Origin of the sequence: Neokomagataea tanensis (assembly GCF_006542335.1) — a bacterium.
GTDB lineage: Bacteria > Pseudomonadota > Alphaproteobacteria > Acetobacterales > Acetobacteraceae > Gluconobacter > Gluconobacter tanensis.
The window spans coordinates 107,276-125,458 of record NZ_CP032485.1 but is presented as its reverse complement, the minus strand read 5'-3'; the positions used below and the strand labels follow the sequence as shown (position 1 = coordinate 125,458).

13 protein-coding genes are annotated in these 18,183 nt (G+C 53.4%); 9 read left to right on the top strand and 4 right to left on the bottom strand.

Translation table 11 applies throughout. From position 1 onward, the window contains the following. Positions 1–196 precede the first annotated feature (196 nt). Positions 197–2,299: an elongation factor G gene (gene fusA, locus D5366_RS00540; protein ID WP_141491840.1), complete on the top strand. Its 2,103-nt coding sequence runs from the start codon at positions 197–199 to the stop codon at positions 2,297–2,299. Between the two features lie 120 nt (positions 2,300–2,419). Here fusA and D5366_RS00535 read toward each other — a convergent pair whose 3' ends face one another. Both D5366_RS00535 and D5366_RS00530 read right to left on the bottom strand, forming a co-directional pair. Continuing rightward, positions 2,420–3,985 carry a S10 family peptidase gene (locus tag D5366_RS00535; RefSeq protein ID WP_373317490.1) on the bottom strand — a complete coding sequence of 522 codons (1,566 nt, stop codon included), beginning with the start codon at positions 3,983–3,985 and terminating at the stop codon, positions 2,420–2,422. Between the two features lie 120 nt (positions 3,986–4,105). Beyond that, the gene (locus D5366_RS00530) at positions 4,106–6,877 is read right to left on the bottom strand and encodes a phosphoenolpyruvate carboxylase (RefSeq protein ID WP_141491838.1); all 2,772 of its coding nucleotides are present in this window, start codon (positions 6,875–6,877) and stop codon (positions 4,106–4,108) included. Positions 6,878–7,060: 183 nt separating this feature from the next. Here D5366_RS00530 and D5366_RS00525 point away from each other — a divergent pair, with 183 nt between their 5' ends. From D5366_RS00525 to D5366_RS00490, 8 genes are all read left to right on the top strand, one after another. After that, positions 7,061–8,347, top strand: a complete 1,287-nt coding sequence (locus D5366_RS00525; protein ID WP_141491837.1) for a DUF445 domain-containing protein — start codon at positions 7,061–7,063, stop codon at positions 8,345–8,347. 109 nt (positions 8,348–8,456) lie between these two features. Beyond that, positions 8,457–8,933 (top strand): SUF system Fe-S cluster assembly regulator, encoded by a 477-nt coding sequence (locus D5366_RS00520; RefSeq protein WP_141491836.1) that lies wholly within the window; start codon positions 8,457–8,459, stop codon positions 8,931–8,933. An 11-nt stretch (positions 8,934–8,944) separates the two neighbouring features. Further along, positions 8,945–10,429: a Fe-S cluster assembly protein SufB gene (gene sufB / locus D5366_RS00515; protein ID WP_141491835.1), complete on the top strand. Its 1,485-nt coding sequence runs from the start codon at positions 8,945–8,947 to the stop codon at positions 10,427–10,429. Between the two features lie 2 nt (positions 10,430–10,431). Next, entirely contained in the window at positions 10,432–11,202 is a 771-nt protein-coding gene (gene sufC, locus D5366_RS00510; RefSeq protein WP_141491834.1) for a Fe-S cluster assembly ATPase SufC, read from the top strand. Then, positions 11,199–12,398 (top strand): Fe-S cluster assembly protein SufD, encoded by a 1,200-nt coding sequence (sufD, locus tag D5366_RS00505; RefSeq protein WP_141491833.1) that lies wholly within the window; start codon positions 11,199–11,201, stop codon positions 12,396–12,398. The genes sufC and sufD overlap by 4 nt, the downstream gene beginning before the upstream one ends. Further along, on the top strand, positions 12,395–13,606 hold the full coding sequence (locus D5366_RS00500) for an aminotransferase class V-fold PLP-dependent enzyme (RefSeq protein ID WP_170211022.1): 1,212 nt from the start codon (positions 12,395–12,397) through the stop codon (positions 13,604–13,606). Before sufD ends, D5366_RS00500 begins: the two co-directional genes overlap by 4 nt. A gap of 7 nt (positions 13,607–13,613) precedes the next feature. Next, positions 13,614–13,970 carry an SUF system Fe-S cluster assembly protein gene (locus tag D5366_RS00495; RefSeq protein WP_141491832.1) on the top strand — a complete coding sequence of 119 codons (357 nt, stop codon included), beginning with the start codon at positions 13,614–13,616 and terminating at the stop codon, positions 13,968–13,970. Between the two features lie 19 nt (positions 13,971–13,989). Continuing rightward, a complete protein-coding gene (locus tag D5366_RS00490) occupies positions 13,990–14,343 on the top strand; it encodes a HesB/IscA family protein (RefSeq protein WP_141491831.1) in 354 nt (117 codons plus the stop codon). Here the strand turns inward: D5366_RS00490 and D5366_RS00485 are convergent. After that, positions 14,288–15,646, bottom strand: a complete 1,359-nt coding sequence (locus D5366_RS00485; protein WP_240775276.1) for a class I SAM-dependent RNA methyltransferase — start codon at positions 15,644–15,646, stop codon at positions 14,288–14,290. The two genes, D5366_RS00490 and D5366_RS00485, sit on opposite strands and share 56 nt — an antisense overlap. Continuing rightward, a complete protein-coding gene (locus D5366_RS12195; RefSeq protein ID WP_456306632.1) occupies positions 15,603–17,237 on the bottom strand; it encodes a DEAD/DEAH box helicase in 1,635 nt (544 codons plus the stop codon). The genes D5366_RS00485 and D5366_RS12195 overlap by 44 nt, the downstream gene beginning before the upstream one ends. Positions 17,238–18,183: the final 946 nt, after the last annotated feature.

Genomic DNA, 18,183 nt, shown 5'->3' with positions numbered 1-18,183 from the left:
CTCTCAATGCCTGATGGCGTGTCAAGCTGAAAAATTTTCAGTGATCGGCATTTTGGTATAAAGATTGCTCTTGAAAACCGTGGCGGTCTGGGTCATTCCACCGCCACTGGGACATATCAGGTTCAGCCCTAAGGGCTGCGGCGGAGGTGTTTCGGTTAAGACTGAAACACCTTTTATTGTATTTTGGAGGTTATCCGTGTCCGAAAGCGTTCAGGAAGCCAAATCGGCTCTCTCGAAGATCCGCAATATCGGTATTACCGCTCACATTGACGCAGGTAAGACCACAACGACCGAGCGTATCCTGTACTACACGGGCATGTCGCACCGTATCGGTGAAGTGCATGATGGTAACACCACCACCGACTACATGGCGCAGGAACGTGAGCGTGGCATCACGATTACATCTGCTGCTGTAACGTGTGAGTGGAACGGCAACCGCATCAACATCATCGACACGCCGGGCCACATCGACTTCAACATCGAAGTGAACCGTTCGCTCCGCGTGCTTGACGGCGCGATCTTCGTTATTGAAGGCGTGGCGGGTGTTCAGCCGCAGTCCGAAACGAACTGGCGTCTGGCAGATCGTTACAACGTTCCGCGCATTATCTTCATCAACAAGCTCGACCGTACAGGCGCGAACTTCGACTATGCTTTCAGCACGCTGAAAGAAAAGCTCGACATCGTTGCCGTTCCTCTGCAGCTGCCAATCGGCGCTGAAGAAAACTTTGTCGGCGTTGTTGATCTGGTTGAGATGCGTGCAATCGTGTGGGAAGGCGGCGAACTCGGCGCTAAGTTCCACTACGAAGACATCCCAGCTGACATGAAGGAAAAGGCTGAGGAAGCTCGCCAGACCCTGCTCGACACAGCACTTGCTGTCGATGACGCAGCAATGGAAGAGTACTTCGAAAAGGGTGAAGTGGACGTCGCTACCCTGAAGAAGTGCATCAAGAAGGGTGCAGTCAGCGGTGAATTCCGTCCCGTAATGTGCGGTACTGCGTTTAAGAACAAGGGCGTACAGCCTTTGCTTGATGCAGTTGTTGATTACCTGCCGGCTCCAGACGAAGTCGAAGGTATCCGCATTGCGCCACCGGAAAACGAAGAAGTTGACGAAAACTTCTTGCCAATCGTTCCGGTTGACCCAGACGGCAAGTTCGCTGGTCTTGCGTTCAAGATTATTTCTGACAAGTACGGTACGCTGACATTCGTTCGCGTCTATCGTGGTGTTCTTAACGTCGGTGATACCGTGTTGAACACAACGAAGGGCCACAAGGAACGTATCGGTCGTATGTTCCAGATGCATGCTGACAAGCGTCAGGAAGTGAAGTCGGTTGGCGCCGGTGACATTGCTGCGTTCGTTGGCCTGAAGGACACGGTAACGGGTGATACGCTTGCTGACGCCGCTGATCCGGTTGTTCTGGAGCGTATGCAGTTCCCTGTTCCGGTTATCGACATCTCCGTCGAGCCGAAGACCAAGGACGCTGTTGAGAAGATGACGCTGGCTCTGCAGAAGCTGACAGCTGAAGATCCTTCTCTGCAGTTGAAGACGGACCAAGAAACAGGTCAGACCATTCTGTCCGGCATGGGTGAGCTTCACCTCGACATCATCGTTGACCGTCTGCGTCGTGAATACAACGTTGACGCCAACATTGGTGCTCCTCAGGTGGCTTATCGTGAGACGATCACGAAGCCTTACGTACACACCTACACCCACAAGAAGCAGTCTGGTGGTTCGGGTCAGTACGCTGAAGTTAAGATCGAGTTCGCTCCTTCTGACAAGCCTGACGAAATCTTGTTTGAAAACAAGGTTGTTGGTGGTGCTGTTCCTCGTGAATACATCCCAGCGGTTGAAAAGGGCATTCGCATGCAGTCTTCGACTGGTGTGATGGCCGGCTTCCCAACTGTGGACTTCAAGTTCACGTTGCTTGACGGTAAGTACCATGACGTTGACTCGTCGGCTCTGGCCTTCGAAATCGCGGCTAAGGCTTGCTTCCGTGAAGGTATGAAGCTTGCAGGTCCGGTGATCCTTGAGCCAATCATGGACGTCGAAATCACAACGCCTAACGACCACGTTGGTGACGTTGTTGGTGACTTGAACCGTCGTCGTGGTATCATCCAGAACCAAGAAACAGCTGGTTCTACAGTGATGATCCGTGCACAGGTGCCGCTGAAGGAAATGTTCGGCTACATCTCGCATCTGCGTTCTGCAACGAAGGGTCGTGCATCCTTCACAATGCAGTTCCATCACTACGACCCAGTTCCACGCAACGTGGCCGACGAAATTATGGCGCAATCTTCCTGATTGCTCCCGGTTTCCCGGAAATGAAAAACCCCGCCAGTCTGACTGGCGGGGTTTTTTTATGTTCGAATTGTGAGGTTACTGAGGGAGTGATGTTCCCTCAGCCGTATGCTCAGCTTAGTGTTAGTGGAGATTATCGGTTTTACGGATGAAAGTAGCGACATTGTCATGCAATTGCTGCAGGGACTTTGGATCTACGTAGACCATATGCCCGGAATCATACTGAGCGTACTCAATATTTTTTTGTAAAGCAGCAGGGATCGGCAGGTGCTTCATTTCGTAAATCCCCTCGAAGTAGGGGGTGGCAAGATCGTAGTAGCCAGCGTTTAGCATGACGTGGAGGTTCGGGTTGGTTTTCATAGCCATGGCAAGGTCAGACATGACGTTTGGAACACCTTCGGCCGGGTAGCCGCTTGGTTGAGTGTGCTTGTTGTCCCAGCGTCCGCCCGAGCTATTGAAGAGGTGGTAGGATTCATCTGACCCATACTTCAATGTGCTGCGTACGTAATCATTGAAGAGCGTAACGTAGGCTGAACTGATGGCACTTGATTGTGGGTCGTATTCTACTTCTTTGCTCATGGGGTCGATGGTTGGGCTCGAATAACGTGTGTCTAGGCGCCCGGTGGCCATCCCGGTTGTTGCTTGAAGCTGTTGTTCGAATTGTCCGCCATTAACACGCAGATTGGACTTTAGAATGTAGTCCACTGGCAGGCCGGTATAGTCATGCAGCTTTTGTGCAATGCTATTACGTTGCTGGTCAGACAAGTCACTGCCTTGTGCCAAAGCCAGCGTGTAGTCATTGAGCGCAAAGTGTTCAACTTCGCTCAAAAATGCTTTGAGGTCAGGGTGAGCTGCTGGCAGCGCCTTATGGTACCATGCAGTTGCGGCATAGGTCGGTAGTGCCAACACATACGGATCGTCCACACCGGGGTTAAATTGGGGTGTATCGGCGCTGTTGTCATAGTTCAAAATTTGAGACAGCAGGATAACGCCATTGAAGTCGATATTCTGCTCTTGTTCCAGATTATTAATGACGACAGCAGAGCGCATGGTGCCGTAGCTTTCGCCAAAAAGATATTTAGGCGAATTGAAACGGCTATATTTTGCCAGGAACTGGGCAATGAAATGCGTAAAGGCTTCCGCATCACCATCGACGCCTAGGAAAGTTTTGTCTGCATCTTTGCCGCCAATGCGCGAGAAGCCGGTGCCGGGAGCATCAACAAAGACGAGGTCGGAAACGTCGAGCAAGGACTGAGGGTTACTAATAAGCTGGTAAGGGGCGGCTGGCAGGTGTGTATCGCCGGGTGTGTTGACGCGACGTGGGCCGAACGTACCCATATGTACCCACACGGATGCAGAACCCGGACCACCATTATAAAGGAAAGTGATGGGGCGGCGGCCAGAAGGAACACCGTCCTTGAAATAGGCGGTATAGAACATGGAGGCGACAGGCGGATTTTTTGCGCTGTCGTCATCTTTTGCGGCGGAGAGCTTTACGCCACGCTTATTTAAGACATCGGAGGAGTCATCGTAAGACCCGCCGTGAACAAGAATAGTCCCAGCAACGGCTTGGTAAGAAATGGTTGAGCCATCAACCACCACCGTGCCGTGCGTTACGCTGTCAGCGTTTTCATTGCTTTTGGGCGCTGGCTGTTCTGCCGGGGCAGCCAGCGCAGTCGATGAGAGCATTGAGAGTGCAAGGGTTGATAAAAGAGCTTTACGAAACATGGATATACTGTCCTTGCTGACGTGAAGCTCTTTTCCTAGCAGACGTTACGTTATCGACAAGACTGAGACTGGTCCTTTCGTCTAACCAAACGCACGGTTTGCATGCATAATGGCGATACCGATTTCGCGTAGAAGTTCGAAATGCCGCGCCAATGGGCGGAAAAGCTGCTCATGCTCGGCAATAAAGCCTTCAGCTGCAGCTTGGTCACGAGGTTCGCCAAAATCGATATGTGCGATGCTCGGAGCCGCGAGTGGGAACAGGTCTTCCAGAATATGCAGCATGCGTGGAATATCTAGGCACAGTGCAAGCTGGGTGATGCCATCGCGCGTAAGGTTCGAGCGGGGACCAAAATAAGGAATTTGGGAGGCGAGCAACCAAATTCGGTCGATCAGGGCGAAGCGAAGTGCATGTAAAAGCTTTTCGCGGGCGGCCATGCGCGGTGCCTCGGGCCATGTGCTGCGCAGAGCAATATTATCTGCTTGGATGCGTCGGAACATGGCTGGCGCACTTGTCCAAAAGCGCAGTGCCTCCAGTCCATCAGAGATCGTGAGATAGGACTGCCGACGCTCCTCATCATCGGCCTGCGACGCGCGGTCCAGCCAAGTTCCGGGATCTAGCTGGCGAATGGTGGCGCGCAGTACGTCAAGGTCTGAATGAGCTAGAGCTTGACGGGCAAAATCCATTGCACCTTGGAAGCGTGGTGATTTTTGCAGTAATTCTTCGAATGTTTCTGGGTGCCGTTGAGCGGCATTACCCAAGCCGTGCAGCACATTGGCCCACCAGCCGAGTTGCTGGAGTATGGCGTTGTTGGGAATCGCACGTAGTTGGCTGGGATGCGTAATTTGCGTCACAGTCGATGCGTCTGATTGGCGGGCAGACGGGCGAGAGCCTGTTTTATCTATGAGAGAGGGGCCGAATGCGCTGAGGAGGGCTGCGTAGCCTGGGTCATCAACGAGAGCGGCCATGTCCAGCGCGATTGTTGAAAAGAAGTCCGCTGCAAAATCAGGGCGCGCATAAATTGGGTCTTCGTCAGCTTTTGGGGCTTCGGTGATATGTTCTGCTAGCGTGGCAATTGTGGAGGCAGCCAAATCGTGCGTGCCGAACAATGTGTAGCCATCTCCACCTTGGAAGGCTGTTTCCACGCGATGCCGTATGCCCGCTTCGTGGAGTGCTGCGCGTGTACGTGCGGGGGAAAAATAATTAAGGCGCTGCCGGAGGGAGAAAGGGTGAGCGCCGCGGCCGATGCTTTCGCCGTGTGTGTCAAACAAGGTGAGGGAGACATCTTCTAACCCGTGCTCCTTCAGCAGGGCTAAGGTGCGCATTCTAAGGCGCTCGACAAGATTTGTTGCTGCGAGCTGACCGACATAGCGGCCGGAATCTGAGTAACCGAACTGCAAAGAGAGGCGACCATTGGCACGCAAGTAATTGCGCCAGTGAGGTGAGCGGAAAGCTTCCTCTAAAATAGTCTCGCCATTTTCAAGGGCGCTCTCGGTTTCGAAAAGTGGGGAAATTTCGATTTGATGGTCTTGGATACCCATAAAACGGGCAAGCCAAAGTGTTGCGAGTAGGGTGTATCCGCTCTCTGTTTCGGCAATCAAAAACCGGATCGGGGAGCCGCTGTCCACGTGTTTGAGAATTTGCGCCATGGTCATCATAAGGCGGGCAGCGGATGCGGTTTCCGTCATCAGCGCGCCGAAGTCGACTTGACGCGGCGTCAATTCGTCTAGCGCGGCGTTGATTTTGGACATTAGAACACGACGGCGGCGAGGTAACGCGGGGTCGTCTGATAAGCCGAGGCGTGAGCGGGCGACGTTGTATATTTGTGCGGCATTTAGGCGCGTATGAATATGTGCAATTCCGAGGCCGTGGCTCATGAAGCCTGCACGGACCGCGTGTAGGGCTGACGTTTCCTCTGCGCTTAGATCGGCCGCGGCATCGCGGAAAAACGGTGTGAGTTGTTGGGCATTTTCCAATGCTGCGTCATGGTGGTTGAGCAACGTGAGAGCAAAGTGTTGTATCTGCTCAGCAGTGGCATCCCGCCCTGTTGGGCACGCTTCATGCTGGGTGCGTACAGCTTCGATAGCGCGGCGTACACGCATTGCTAGAGCGGTGTGCTCCAAATGCTGCGCCGCTAGGTTTTGCTCTAGGCGTGATAGCTGAGAAAGCTTTAATTCCAAGCGGATACGCAGCGTATCCCACCAGCCAATATCGGTTCTGCCATCTGTATCGAAGCCGACCCAGCTGGCGAGAATGACGGGAGAAGGGTCTACCGATGCGATTGCGTCATTTCCCCAACGCTCCTGCATTGCTGAGAGAATAAAAGACGTCAGTTCGTCTAATGCGTCACGGCCCCGCAGAATAGCTTCCAAAGCAAGGGTTTGCTCGTGGTTGAGTGTGGGCGGGCTGGCGCGGCGATGGGTAGCTAAATGGGGCAGGCCTTCAGTCGGTGCCGTCGCGTGTTGTGCTAATTGCGCGTAGACGTTATCGGCGAGTGCAAATGTCGGGTGGGCCGTGAAAACGGCGGCGATATCAGGGCAAGCAAGGTCTTGAGGCGTTTGTGCTTGCTCGACGAGCTTTTGTGCGACCTTTTTAAGGCGCTCAAGTGGTTGAGCATTTTCGAGGCCCACGTAGCTGCGTAACTTTACCGCGCGCTCGGCAAATAGCTCGTCGCGCATAGAGTGCACAATTTTTGTGAAATCCGAGAGTGGGTCTGTGCCTTCTTGTGACAGAAACTGAGATTTGATGCGCTGAACGGCGCTGGCAAGACCGTCGTGTTCCTGTTCCAAGGAGATGACAAGCTCTTCAATCCGACCGGATAGGGTGGGATCGAGCCGGGAACTGAGTTGGGACATCGGACGGTCTCACTTGAAATAAAATTACGTTGGAGCAGTAGATATCACGCCATGTGATAGTCCACTTTAGGTTGAATGGTTGTTTCATGACCTGCGCGGTGGTGCAACACCCTTGAGTAAGATGCCTTTTTGTCGGGCAGAGAAACAGGCGACACAAAAACGCTGCGGTGCTAAGGGCGAATAATGGAAAAACTGCACATATCCGCTAAAAATCCGTCTCGGAAAGACCGACCTTCACCTAAGCGTGTTGCAGAAGGTTTGTTGGTTTTTATGGTTGCGGCTTCTGGCGCAACGACTTGGTTTAGTGTGCGCTATCCGGCTTTAGCGCCTTTTTGGATGGATGTAGCGCGGGCCGGCACACGCTCTGGGGTTGTCGGTGGCCTTGCAGATTGGTTCGCGGTAACGGCTTTGTTTCGCCATCCATTCGGTATTCCCATTCCCCACACTGCGATTCTGCCGCGCCAAAAGGATCGGCTCGGGCAAGCGTTGAGTCGTTTTGTCACGGAGCAGTTATTCTCGGATGCTGAAGTACACCGTGTCCTGCAGAAAATTGACGTAGCTGACATTTTGGCGCGCTTTTTAGACGACCCAAAAGTCAAGGACGGTGTCGTGTCTGCCCTTAAGGGAAGTTTGCCCGACATGCTGGCGAGGGTTGAGGACGGTCGGGCCGGGGCGGCGATGGCTGGGGCCATGTCTGTTGTTTTGAATGGTGAGGAACTGGCACCGCTGCTTGCAAGGGCGTTACGCGCCATGGTCGAGAGTGAGATGCATCAGGAAGTTATCTCGTTTCTGATAGCAAAACTCCAAGACACCCTTGCCGCCAAGGAAGACGAGTTAAGAAATTTTGTGGAAGAGCGCGTGCGGGAGCAGGGAGGACGTTTTGTCGGCTGGGCTTTGGGCAGTTCGGTCGCCAGCCGTGTTTTTCAGTCCCTGCAAGCAGAAATAGAGCGCATTGACCCTATGGACTCGACTTTAAGGCAGGGTTTCACGGAGTGGGTGTGCAAAGAAATTGAGAAATTAGAGCGTGGGAAAGGCTACCATAACGATTTTGTTAAGGGTGTGTCCTCGGTGCTTCAGCATGATGTGCTGCGTGCTTGGTGTCAGGAGTTGTGGCTGAAGTTTCGGAGAATGGCTGAGGAAGATAGTCAGCGTGAGGATGGCTGGAGCGCGGTAGTTTTAGCAAATTCGGTAAGCAACCTAAGCGCTATGCTTAGAGGCAACGATGCGCTGAGACTTAAAATTGAAGCGTTGTTAGAGCGCGGAATCACTGCATTTTTACCCAAAATTCGTGAAAAATTGAAGATATTCATGGCTTCGGTCATTGCCCGTTGGGACAGCAATGCTCTTTCAGGTCAGCTCGAAGCCGGTGTGGGCCGCGATTTGGCGTATGTGCGGGTTAACGGAACAATCGTTGGTTTTGTCGTCGGTGCGCTACTCGAAGGTTTTTTTCGCCTGTTCGCCGGGCTTTGAAAGTGAACAAAGCGCAATTATCTTGACCCTGTGGTTGATATCGGGCAATTCGAACTCCAATTAGGACTCAGTGAGTCTTAAATGCGAATTCAATGTTTGAGTGGGTGTGATGCTCAGGCTATCCAAACTTGCTGATTATGCCACGGTCGTTCTCGTACGGCTTGGCCGCTATGACGAACTGGTCACGGCGGCAGCACTTGCCCAAGAAACGGGCGTGCCTGAACCTACAGTGGCAAAACTGCTAAAAGGGCTGGCGGGACATCAACTCGTCATATCCCATCGCGGTGCACGCGGCGGGTATCGTCTTGCTAGGCCGTTGGCGGAAGTAAGCATTGCAGCGGTGATTGCAGCAGTTGATGGACCAATTTCCATCACAGCGTGCTGCGATGGCCGCGAGTGCGAGCATAGTGCGCTCTGTGGTCTCTCAGGGCAGTGGGACATGGTAAATGACGCCATTCTCGCAACACTGAACCGTATTACACTTGCCGATATGAAAGGGCAGACCGATCTTACATCGAGTGCCCGTAGCGGTTTGTCTGTGGGAGGTGAATGTGACGCACCTGCCATCGTCGAACCGGTGAAGTAAGGACGAAGATCATGCCAGCCGTTACTGAAACTCGTGAGGCCGTCGAAAAGCTCGCCAAGTCCAGTTATGAATGGGGCTTTGAAACTGACATCGAGATGGAAATCGCCCCGAAAGGGTTGAACGAAGATACCATCCGTCTGATTTCAGAGCGCAAAGGTGAGCCTGAGTGGATGCTGCAATGGCGTCTGCAGGCGTATAGCGCTTGGCTAGAGATGAAAGAGCCTGAATGGGCCAAGGTCAGCCATCCGCCGATTGATTATCAAGATGCGCATTATTTCGCACAGCCGAAGAAGAAGCCCGGGCCAAAAAGCCTTGAAGAGGTGGATCCGCAGCTGCTGCGTACGTATGAGCGTTTGGGTATTCCGCTCCATGAGCAGGCAATCCTCGCTGGTGTCGAAGGTGCTGAGACGGCGCGTCCACCAGTTGCAGTTGATGCGGTTTTCGACAGCGTGTCCGTAGCGACGACGTTCCGTAAAACGCTCCAAGAAGCAGGTGTAATTTTCTGTCCAATCTCGGAAGCGATCCGCGAGCACTCCGAGCTGGTACAGAAATATCTTGGTACAGTGGTTCCCGTTGGAGATAATTTCTTCGCGGCCCTGAACTCTGCGGTCTTTACGGATGGTTCGTTTGTGTATGTTCCAAAGGGTGTTCGATGCCCGATGGAGCTGTCGACCTATTTCCGTATCAATGCTCGTAACACGGGGCAGTTTGAGCGTACGCTCATCATTGCCGAAGAGCGCGCCAGCGTTTCTTATCTCGAAGGATGCACAGCGCCACAGCGCGATGAGAACCAGCTCCATGCAGCGGTTGTCGAACTTGTTGCCATGGATGATGCATCCATTAAATACTCGACGGTACAAAATTGGTATCCGGGCGATGAAAATGGCCGTGGTGGTATCTATAACTTTGTAACCAAGCGTGGCATCTGCCGTGGTGCACGGGCTAAGATTTCTTGGACACAGGTTGAGACAGGCTCGGCAATTACGTGGAAATACCCATCCTGCATTTTGGCGGGTGAGGGTTCAGTGGGTGAATTCTACTCTGTAGCTGTTACCAACGGCCACCAACAGGCCGATACAGGTACGAAGATGATCCATTTGGGCGCCAATACCCGTTCGACCATCATCGCCAAAACAATCTCCGCAGGGGAGTCCGACAGCACATATCGTGGTCTGGTTCGAATGCAGCCGCGCGCACGTCAGGCGCGGAACTTTACGCAGTGCGATAGTTTGTTGATTGGCGATCGTTGTGGGGCACATACCGTACCTTACATCGAAAACCGCAACATGACGGCGCGTATTGAACACGAAGCCACGACGTCCAAAATCTCTGAAGATCAGCTCTTTTATTGCCGCTCACGCGGTTTGTCAGAAGAAGACTCTGTGGGTCTGATCGTCAACGGCTTCTGCCGTGAAGTGCTCAAAGAACTGCCAATGGAATTTGCAGTTGAAGCGCAGAAATTGCTCCAGATCAGCCTCGAGGGAAGTGTAGGTTAACTATGTCAGAATTTCTTGAAATCCGGGGCCTCGAGGCCCGTATCGATGCCGATGGTACGCCTAAGGACATTCTAAAAGGAATTGACCTCAGCATTCCTAAGGGCGAAGTCCACGCGATTATGGGGCCGAATGGCTCGGGTAAGTCAACGCTGTCTTACGTCCTGTCCGGGCGTGAAGATTATGAGGTTACTGGTGGTTCTGCCCTTTTCAAAGGGGAAGATCTCCTCGCGTTGGAGCCGGAAGAACGCGCTGCTTTGGGTGTGTTCCTCGCGTTCCAAGCGCCTGTCGAGTTGCCTGGCGTAAACAATGCTAACTTTTTACGCACGGCTGTTAATGCGGTACGCCGGGCGCGTGAGCAGGACGAACTCGACGCTGTCGCGTTTCTGAAGGCTGTCCGCGCTGAAACCAAGCGCCTGTCCATGTCAGACGAAATGTTGAAGCGCGCCGTTAATGTTGGCTTCTCAGGTGGCGAAAAGAAGCGCAACGAAGTGCTCCAAATGCGCTTGTTGCAGCCTTCACTTGCTATCCTCGATGAAACCGATAGCGGTCTAGATATTGACGCTCTGCGCATCGTTGCGGACGGCGTCAATTCCCTGCGCGGTCCTGAATTCTCAGCCCTTGTGATTACACATCATCAGCGTTTGCTGGATCATTTGGTGCCGGACCGTGTGCATGTCATGGCGAAGGGACGCATCATTCACAGTGGTGGGCCAGAAGTGGCCAAGACGCTTGAAAAGCAGGGCTACGCACAGTTCCTTGAGGCTGCACTATGACAGACACAACCTTGCCGGCAGCCCCAGCGCTTGACGCGTTTGTTGCGCGAGCCGCTGAGGCAGGGAGCAATGCGGCGCAGGCGTTAAAGCAGGTAGGCGTTCCGACACGTCGTGTAGAGGCATGGTGTTACACACCATTGCGCGCCATATCGGACGTTGCATGGTCTGCAGCTCCCGCTTTGGAAACGGAAGTTGTTTCGGAGCTTCTTCAAACTTTGCCGTTGCCGGAAAGCGGCGGCAAAGCTGTTTTCGCTAATGGTAAGCCTGCTCAGATTGAGTTACCTGCGTTGGTTCAGGTCTCAAAAACGCAACCTGCGGAGCGCGATGCGGCTGGGCGTTTCTCCGTCCTGCTGAACGACACGTTGGCGACTGACGGCCTGAGCATACGCATCCCTGCAGGGGAGGATGCTGGGCTTTTAACTTTGGTTCATTTGACCGCCGGAAACGATGTTTCTGCCCACTTGCACCATCGTATTGTCCTTGAAGCAGGCGCTTCCCTGACGCTGTATGAAGTCAATGCAGGAAACGGGCGTTACCTGACGAACCCGCGTTTGAGCATCGATGTTGCTCAAGGTGCAAAGCTTCGTCACGTTAAAATTCAGCGCGAAAGCGTTGATGCTTTCCACTTGGCGTTTGTCTCTGCTGTTGTTTCGGGCAAGGGAAGCTATGACAGCTTTACCCTTAACCAAGGGGGAGCGCTCGCGCGCCACGAGGTCGCGGCTACTTTGGCTGAGAGCCACGCAGAAGTGCATGTGAATGGTGTACAATCTGTTGATGGGCAGCGTTTGAATGATCTGACGTCATTCATTCATCATGCAGCGCCAGATTGTAACTCCCGCCAGACAGTTAAGACGGTGTTATCTGAGGCTGGGCAAGGGGTCTTCCAAGGTAAAATTTTGGTTGATCGGATTGCGCAGAAAACCGATGGCTACCAGATGAACCAAGCACTCTTGTTGTCAGAAAAAGCGCAAATTAACAGCAAGCCAGAGCTGGAAATTTACGCTGATGACGTGAAGTGCAGCCACGGTGCGACTGTTGGCGCCCTAGACGAAGAACAGCTTTTTTATCTTCGTTCGCGTGGTGTGCCTGCTGATGAAGCGCGTGGTATTCTAGTCCGGGCGTTCTTACTGGATGCTCTGGAACTCGTCGAAGATGAGACGCTGCGTGAGTTGCTTTTACGGAGCTTTGCCCAGTGACACCCGAATTGCGCGCACAATTTCCTATTCTCTCGGAAAAAGTTCACGGTAAGCCGCTTGTCTTTCTAGACAGTGCGGCCTCAGCGCAGAAGCCAAAATGTGTAATAGAGGCCATGCAGGAGGCAGCGTACCACCAGTACGCTAATATCCATCGTGGTTTGCACTGGATGAGCGAGCGTACTACGGAAGCTTATGAGGGTGGACGGGACGTTGTCGCGCGCTTTTTGAATGCGCCTGACCGCCACGAAATCGTTTTTACGCGCAACAGCACAGAAGCGATCAATCTTGTGGCGCACAGCTTCGGTGGGCAGTTACAGCCTGGGCAAGCCGTGTTGATTTCCGAATTGGAGCACCACGCGAACATCGTTCCGTGGCTTATGCTGCGCGATCGCATTGGCATTGAACTGCGCGTTGCCCCTATTCAAGACAATGGTGATTTGGACTTGGCAGCCTACGAAGCCCTTTTGTCTGATGGCAAAGTGGCTCTGGTTGCAGTTACGCAGATGTCCAACGTCCTTGGTACTGTTACGCCAGCACGTAAGCTGGCCGATCTGGCGCACCGCTATGGGGCTAAAATCCTTTTCGACGGCTCTCAATCCGTGGTTCACAGCGCGGTCGACGTGCAAGAAATTGGTGCGGATTTCTTTACCTTTACAGGTCACAAACTTTACGGTCCCACAGGGATAGGCGTTTTGTGGGGCAAACGAGCCCTGCTTGATGCCATGCCGCCTTTCATGGGTGGTGGCGAGATGATCCAAAGTGTTTCCTTTGATCGGGCAACATGGGCTGGAGTGCCGCACCGCTTCGAGGCAGGTACACCTGCGATTTTGGAAGTAATTGGCCTTGCAGAGGCTATCCGTTTTGTCGAGCGCGTCGGTTACGCTTCCATTGAAGAGCATGAGAAAACTCTGACGGATTATGCCATTGAGCGCCTGAGTGCTTTGGACGGTGTGACTGTACTTGGTGCACCAGAAAAGCGCGGTGGTGTGATTTCGTTCGTGATGCAAAACGCGCATCCACACGATTTGGCGACGCTTTTGGATCAGCAAGGAATTGCTATTCGTGCGGGTCAGCACTGCGCAGAGCCTTTGATCCGCAAGTTAGGGCTTCATGCGACCGCTCGTGCCAGCTTTGGTATTTATTCCCAAAAAGAAGATATTGATGCTTTGTGCACCGGCCTAGAGCGCGCACATATGATGTTGAGTTGAGAGAAATATGAGCGATCAACCTCAAGAAACTGCTGATTTTCCAGCAACGCAGAGCGGTGTGGCGCCAGACCAAGATGCTGTCATCGCGGCTATCGCTACTGTGTATGACCCGGAAATACCGGTGAATATCTATGAGCTTGGCTTAATCTACGCGATAGATTTACATGACGACGGTCGAGTTCATGTCGAAATGACGCTCACGGCTCCAAACTGCCCCAGCGCCCAAGAACTGCCTGAAATGGTGCGTGAGGCTATTACACACGTGCCTGAAGCGACCGATGTCACGGTGGAGATTGTATGGGACCCGCCGTGGGATATTAGCCGCATGAGTGATGATGCGCGTCTTGCGCTTAACATGTTCTAAAATTCGGAAGTTTACTGGCATGTCTGCAACAGTTTCCCGCCAATTGCCCGCAATGATGAGCTTAACTGAGCGCGCTGCGACGCGGCTTCAAGCTCTGTATCAAGGGGCTCATAAAGGCGAGCTACTGCGCGTGCGCGTTGGCACGCGAGGGTGCTCTGGCTTGTCTTATGAGATGGAGTTTGTAGCGGAGGCGGCCCCAACGGATGAACGCGTTGATGACCAGGGTGTGACCTTGCTTGTAGATCGCAAGGCCACATTGTTCCTGATCGGAAGTGTGATGGATTACGAGGTCAAAGACCTCGAATCAGGGTTTACGTTTAAGAATCCGAATGAGAAGGGGCGCTGCGGCTGCGGCGAGAGCTTTCACGTTTGATCCTTTTGGGATCCCGTGAGAGCACGACGACTGTCTCAACTTCAGTGGACCAAAGGAACTGGTCCACTACAGTGCTGCTGATCAGTTCAAAACCAGCTTTGTGAAGCGTTTGCAGATCTTTCTTGAGCGCAGCTGGATTGCAGCTAACATAGACAAGATCTTTAACAGTTGAACGTGCGAGTGGCTCGATTTGAGGGCCAGCGCCAGTGTATGGCGGGTCTAGGACAACAACTCGTGCTGTTTTAAGGTCTGGCGGTAGTAATGGCTGGCGAACAAGGTCGCGCGTGTGGGCGTCAATGCGGCGTCCGCCTGAGGCCGTCCGCAGACTTGCCGCTGCAGAGACATCACCTTCATACGCGATAACCCGACCATTATCGGACATTGGTAAGGTGAGCGTACCGCAGCCTGCGTAAAGCTCAACAATAATATCTTTTTTGTTGAGTGCAGGTAAGCCCGCAAGGACGGCATCTTGGATCACGCGCTCGGCCTCTCTCGATGCTTGTAAAAAAGCAGCGGGAGGTGGCGTTACATCGGCGGAGCCAAAGCGAATCGTGGGAGCGCGGGACTGCGCAACAGTTTCGATTTCGCGCTTGCCGATCGGCGTCCAAGCAATGCGGCGGATATTATGCTCACGCGCGAAGGCTGCTAGTTTCGCACGGTCGGCTGAGGACAGGGCTGTTGGCGTTGATAGGGTAAGGTCAGGCCCGGTATCCAGCAGGTTTATTTGGAGATCGGCACGTCCTGTTAGGGCTCCCAAACCAGCCAAAACATCGCGTAGGGGCGTTAGAAGTTCAAAAAGCTCAGGGGCCAGAACGTCGCACGCAATCATATCCACGGGGTCACCGTTGCGGGCATGCAGGCCTATATGCACACCACCGGGTATGCGCTGAACAGCAAGGTCCATTCTGCGCCGTGTACGTGGGGGTGTTTGGTAATGGGCTGGCTCGGGAACGTCCGAAAACACACTGCTAAGCAGACGTGTGATACGGTCGGTTTTCCATGACAGTAATGCAGGGAGTGTCATGTGCTGCACTGCGCAGCCGCCACAGTCGTTAATGATTGTACAGGAAGGCTGGACGCGACTGTTCGAAGCCTCAAGGATGTCTATCAACTCAGGTGTATCACCCGTAAAACGGAATGAAACGGTTTCCCCGGGTAAGGTGTTGGGCAGGAAGTATGTTTTACCGTCGTGGTAAAACACACCGTCGCCTGTCGTGCCTAGACCTTCAATTTTAGCGTTCAGAACACCACTCATTGCATTATTCATCATCGTAATGACGTCCATCATGTTGGATTGGTGCATTACGATCTGCGTTCTGCACTGGAGCAGCCCCACGGCGGCGGCGGGGAATAAGCATGAAAGCTGGGGTATCACCACCAAAACCTGTGCGTGGTGCATCGTTTTCGAAGGCGGGTGCCAGTTCTATTGAAACGCCACGTGCTCTAATCGGCTCTTCTTGGACGGGGACACTGGAGGGCTGTACATCAGACTCGTTAAATGACGGTTCGTCCGTCCGGCCACGTCTGTTGCGTCCACCCCGGCGGCGTTTGCGTCTCTTGTTATCTGTGTTTTGGGCGGACTCTTCATCCTCAGCGGTAGGAACAGGTGCTTCTGGCTCAGCCGGTGTGGGCGCAGCAGCTGGGACGTGGTCCCACCCTATGGTTTCAATGTTCTGGAACGTTACTGGTGCGATTGGCTTGCCTGTCAAAGTCTCAATCGCGTTGAGCAGCTCACGGTCCTTCGGAGAAGCGATGCTGAGGGCATGCCCTTCTTTGCCAGCACGGCCAGTACGACCGATTCGGTGAACGTAATCTTCAGCATTGAAAGGCAGATCGTAATTCACGACGTGAGACAAGCCGCCAATGTCGATTCCACGAGCAGCGACATCAGAACAGACCAGAATTTGAAGGTCACCGGCTTTAAAACGCTCAAGCGTTGCGAATCGAAGCGACTGGGCGAGGTCACCATGGAGGTGACCAGCGGCAAAGCCATGCTTCGTCAGGTAGCGCTGAAGCATATCGACGTCGCGCTTACGATTACAGAACACAATAGCGTTCTGGACATTAAGGTTTTGAAGAGCTTTGCGTAGTGCGCGGCGCTTCGTTTCTTCCTCAACGATAATCAAGGTTTCTTCAATTGTCGAAGCGACTGACGACGGACGGGAAACAGTAATCTCGACTGGATTACGCAGGAACGCATCAGCTAGGCGGCGAATTTCTGGTGCCATTGTCGCAGAGAAAAACAGCGTCTGCCTGTGTGCTGGTAGCAGAGTCACGATTTTCTCAATATCCGGGATGAAGCCCATATCGAGCATGCGGTCCGCTTCATCAATCACGAACAGGCTGGTCTGTGTCATTAGCAAGCCGCCGCGTGCAAAAAGGTCCAGCAAACGGCCAGGCGTCGCGATTAGAACATCGACGCCACGGTTCAGAACTTCGCGCTGTTCCGCCATGCTCTCACCGCCAATAAGAAGGGCGTGAGAGAGGCGAAGGTACTTCCCGTACAGTTTAAAATTATCTGCAACTTGCAGGGCCAGCTCTCGTGTAGGCTCCAAGATCAAAGAGCGCGGCATGCGTGCTCGCGCCCGTGAGCCTGAGAGTTTTTCCAGCATTGGTAGCGTAAATGACGCGGTCTTGCCGGTGCCAGTTTGCGCAACGCCAAGGACGTCATGGCCACTGATAATTTGCGGAATGGCTTGAGCTTGAATAGGGGTTGGGTGTTGATAGCCCAGCTCCTGAATTGCCCGCATAATGGGCTCGCTCAACGGCAGGGAGGAGAAAAGAGGCTGATTGCTCTCTGCGGATGCCTCCTCAATTTTTGCTTCCGCGTGGCTTTCCTCAGTCGCATCAACAGCAATGTTTTCAACACTCGGCGCAACATCAGGAACAGACAGTTCTGAAGATTGAACAAGCGTATCTTCAGCGACTGTTTGCGCAGAAGAAGCCTTTCGTGCGCGAGTTTTGGGGGTTGGCGTTGGGGCTTCTGTCTCTGGAGCGCTATCGTCTTTGGCAGGCTGCGTTTTTTTAGGGCGCCCACGGCGACGGGGCGCAGGTGTGGTATTAGCGGCTGCTACGACAGGAGCGCTCACTACGTCTTGCTCTAGGACGTCATTGTTGTTTGCTGCAGTGTCGTCAGTAATAGTGGTTTCTGCAGGTAACACTTCAGAGGCAGTAGCTTCGCTTTTTTTAGGGCGGCCACGACGGCGAGTAGGTTGTGTGGTGCTCTGTTCAACAGGTTGCTCAGCAGCGGGTGTCGTGGGTTTGCTGCGCGCTGGACGACCACGTTTTGCGGTAGTTTTCGCTTCTTTTTCTGTTGGGGCTGTGACTTCTGTGGCAGCAGCGTTCTTGCGGGGACGGCCACGGCGTTTTGGTGCGGGCGTTTCGTCCACAGTGGCATCTTGCTCTTCGATGCTGATGGGCAACGAAATATCAGTGGTCTCGTTAGTGGCGACTGTTTCTGAAGTCACTTTTTTGGCGCGCGTAGCGCGCTTTGCAGGCGTTTTTTTCTCAGTTTTGACACTGGAAGATTGAGCTGCTTCAGCCAGAGCATCTACGGCCTCAACCTCATCAGATAGAGAGGGAGGTGTGTCCGGAGCAGAGGTTGCAGCGCTATCTTGCACGGCCTTGCGCCCTCTTTTGCGGGGTGTGGTTGTTTTTGGCTTGGAGGGACCGGAGGTCGTTTTCGCGTTCAAATGACTCTCGAAATTCTCGTTGTCGGAGGTGACCCGAAGGGGTCGAGACCGGTTTTGAGGGTCAGGCTGCCCCATGCAGCCTTACTGTGCTCCGTTATCGGCTCTGGAGCGAATTGGCAAGTAAATGCGCTAAAGTCATGTGATGAAA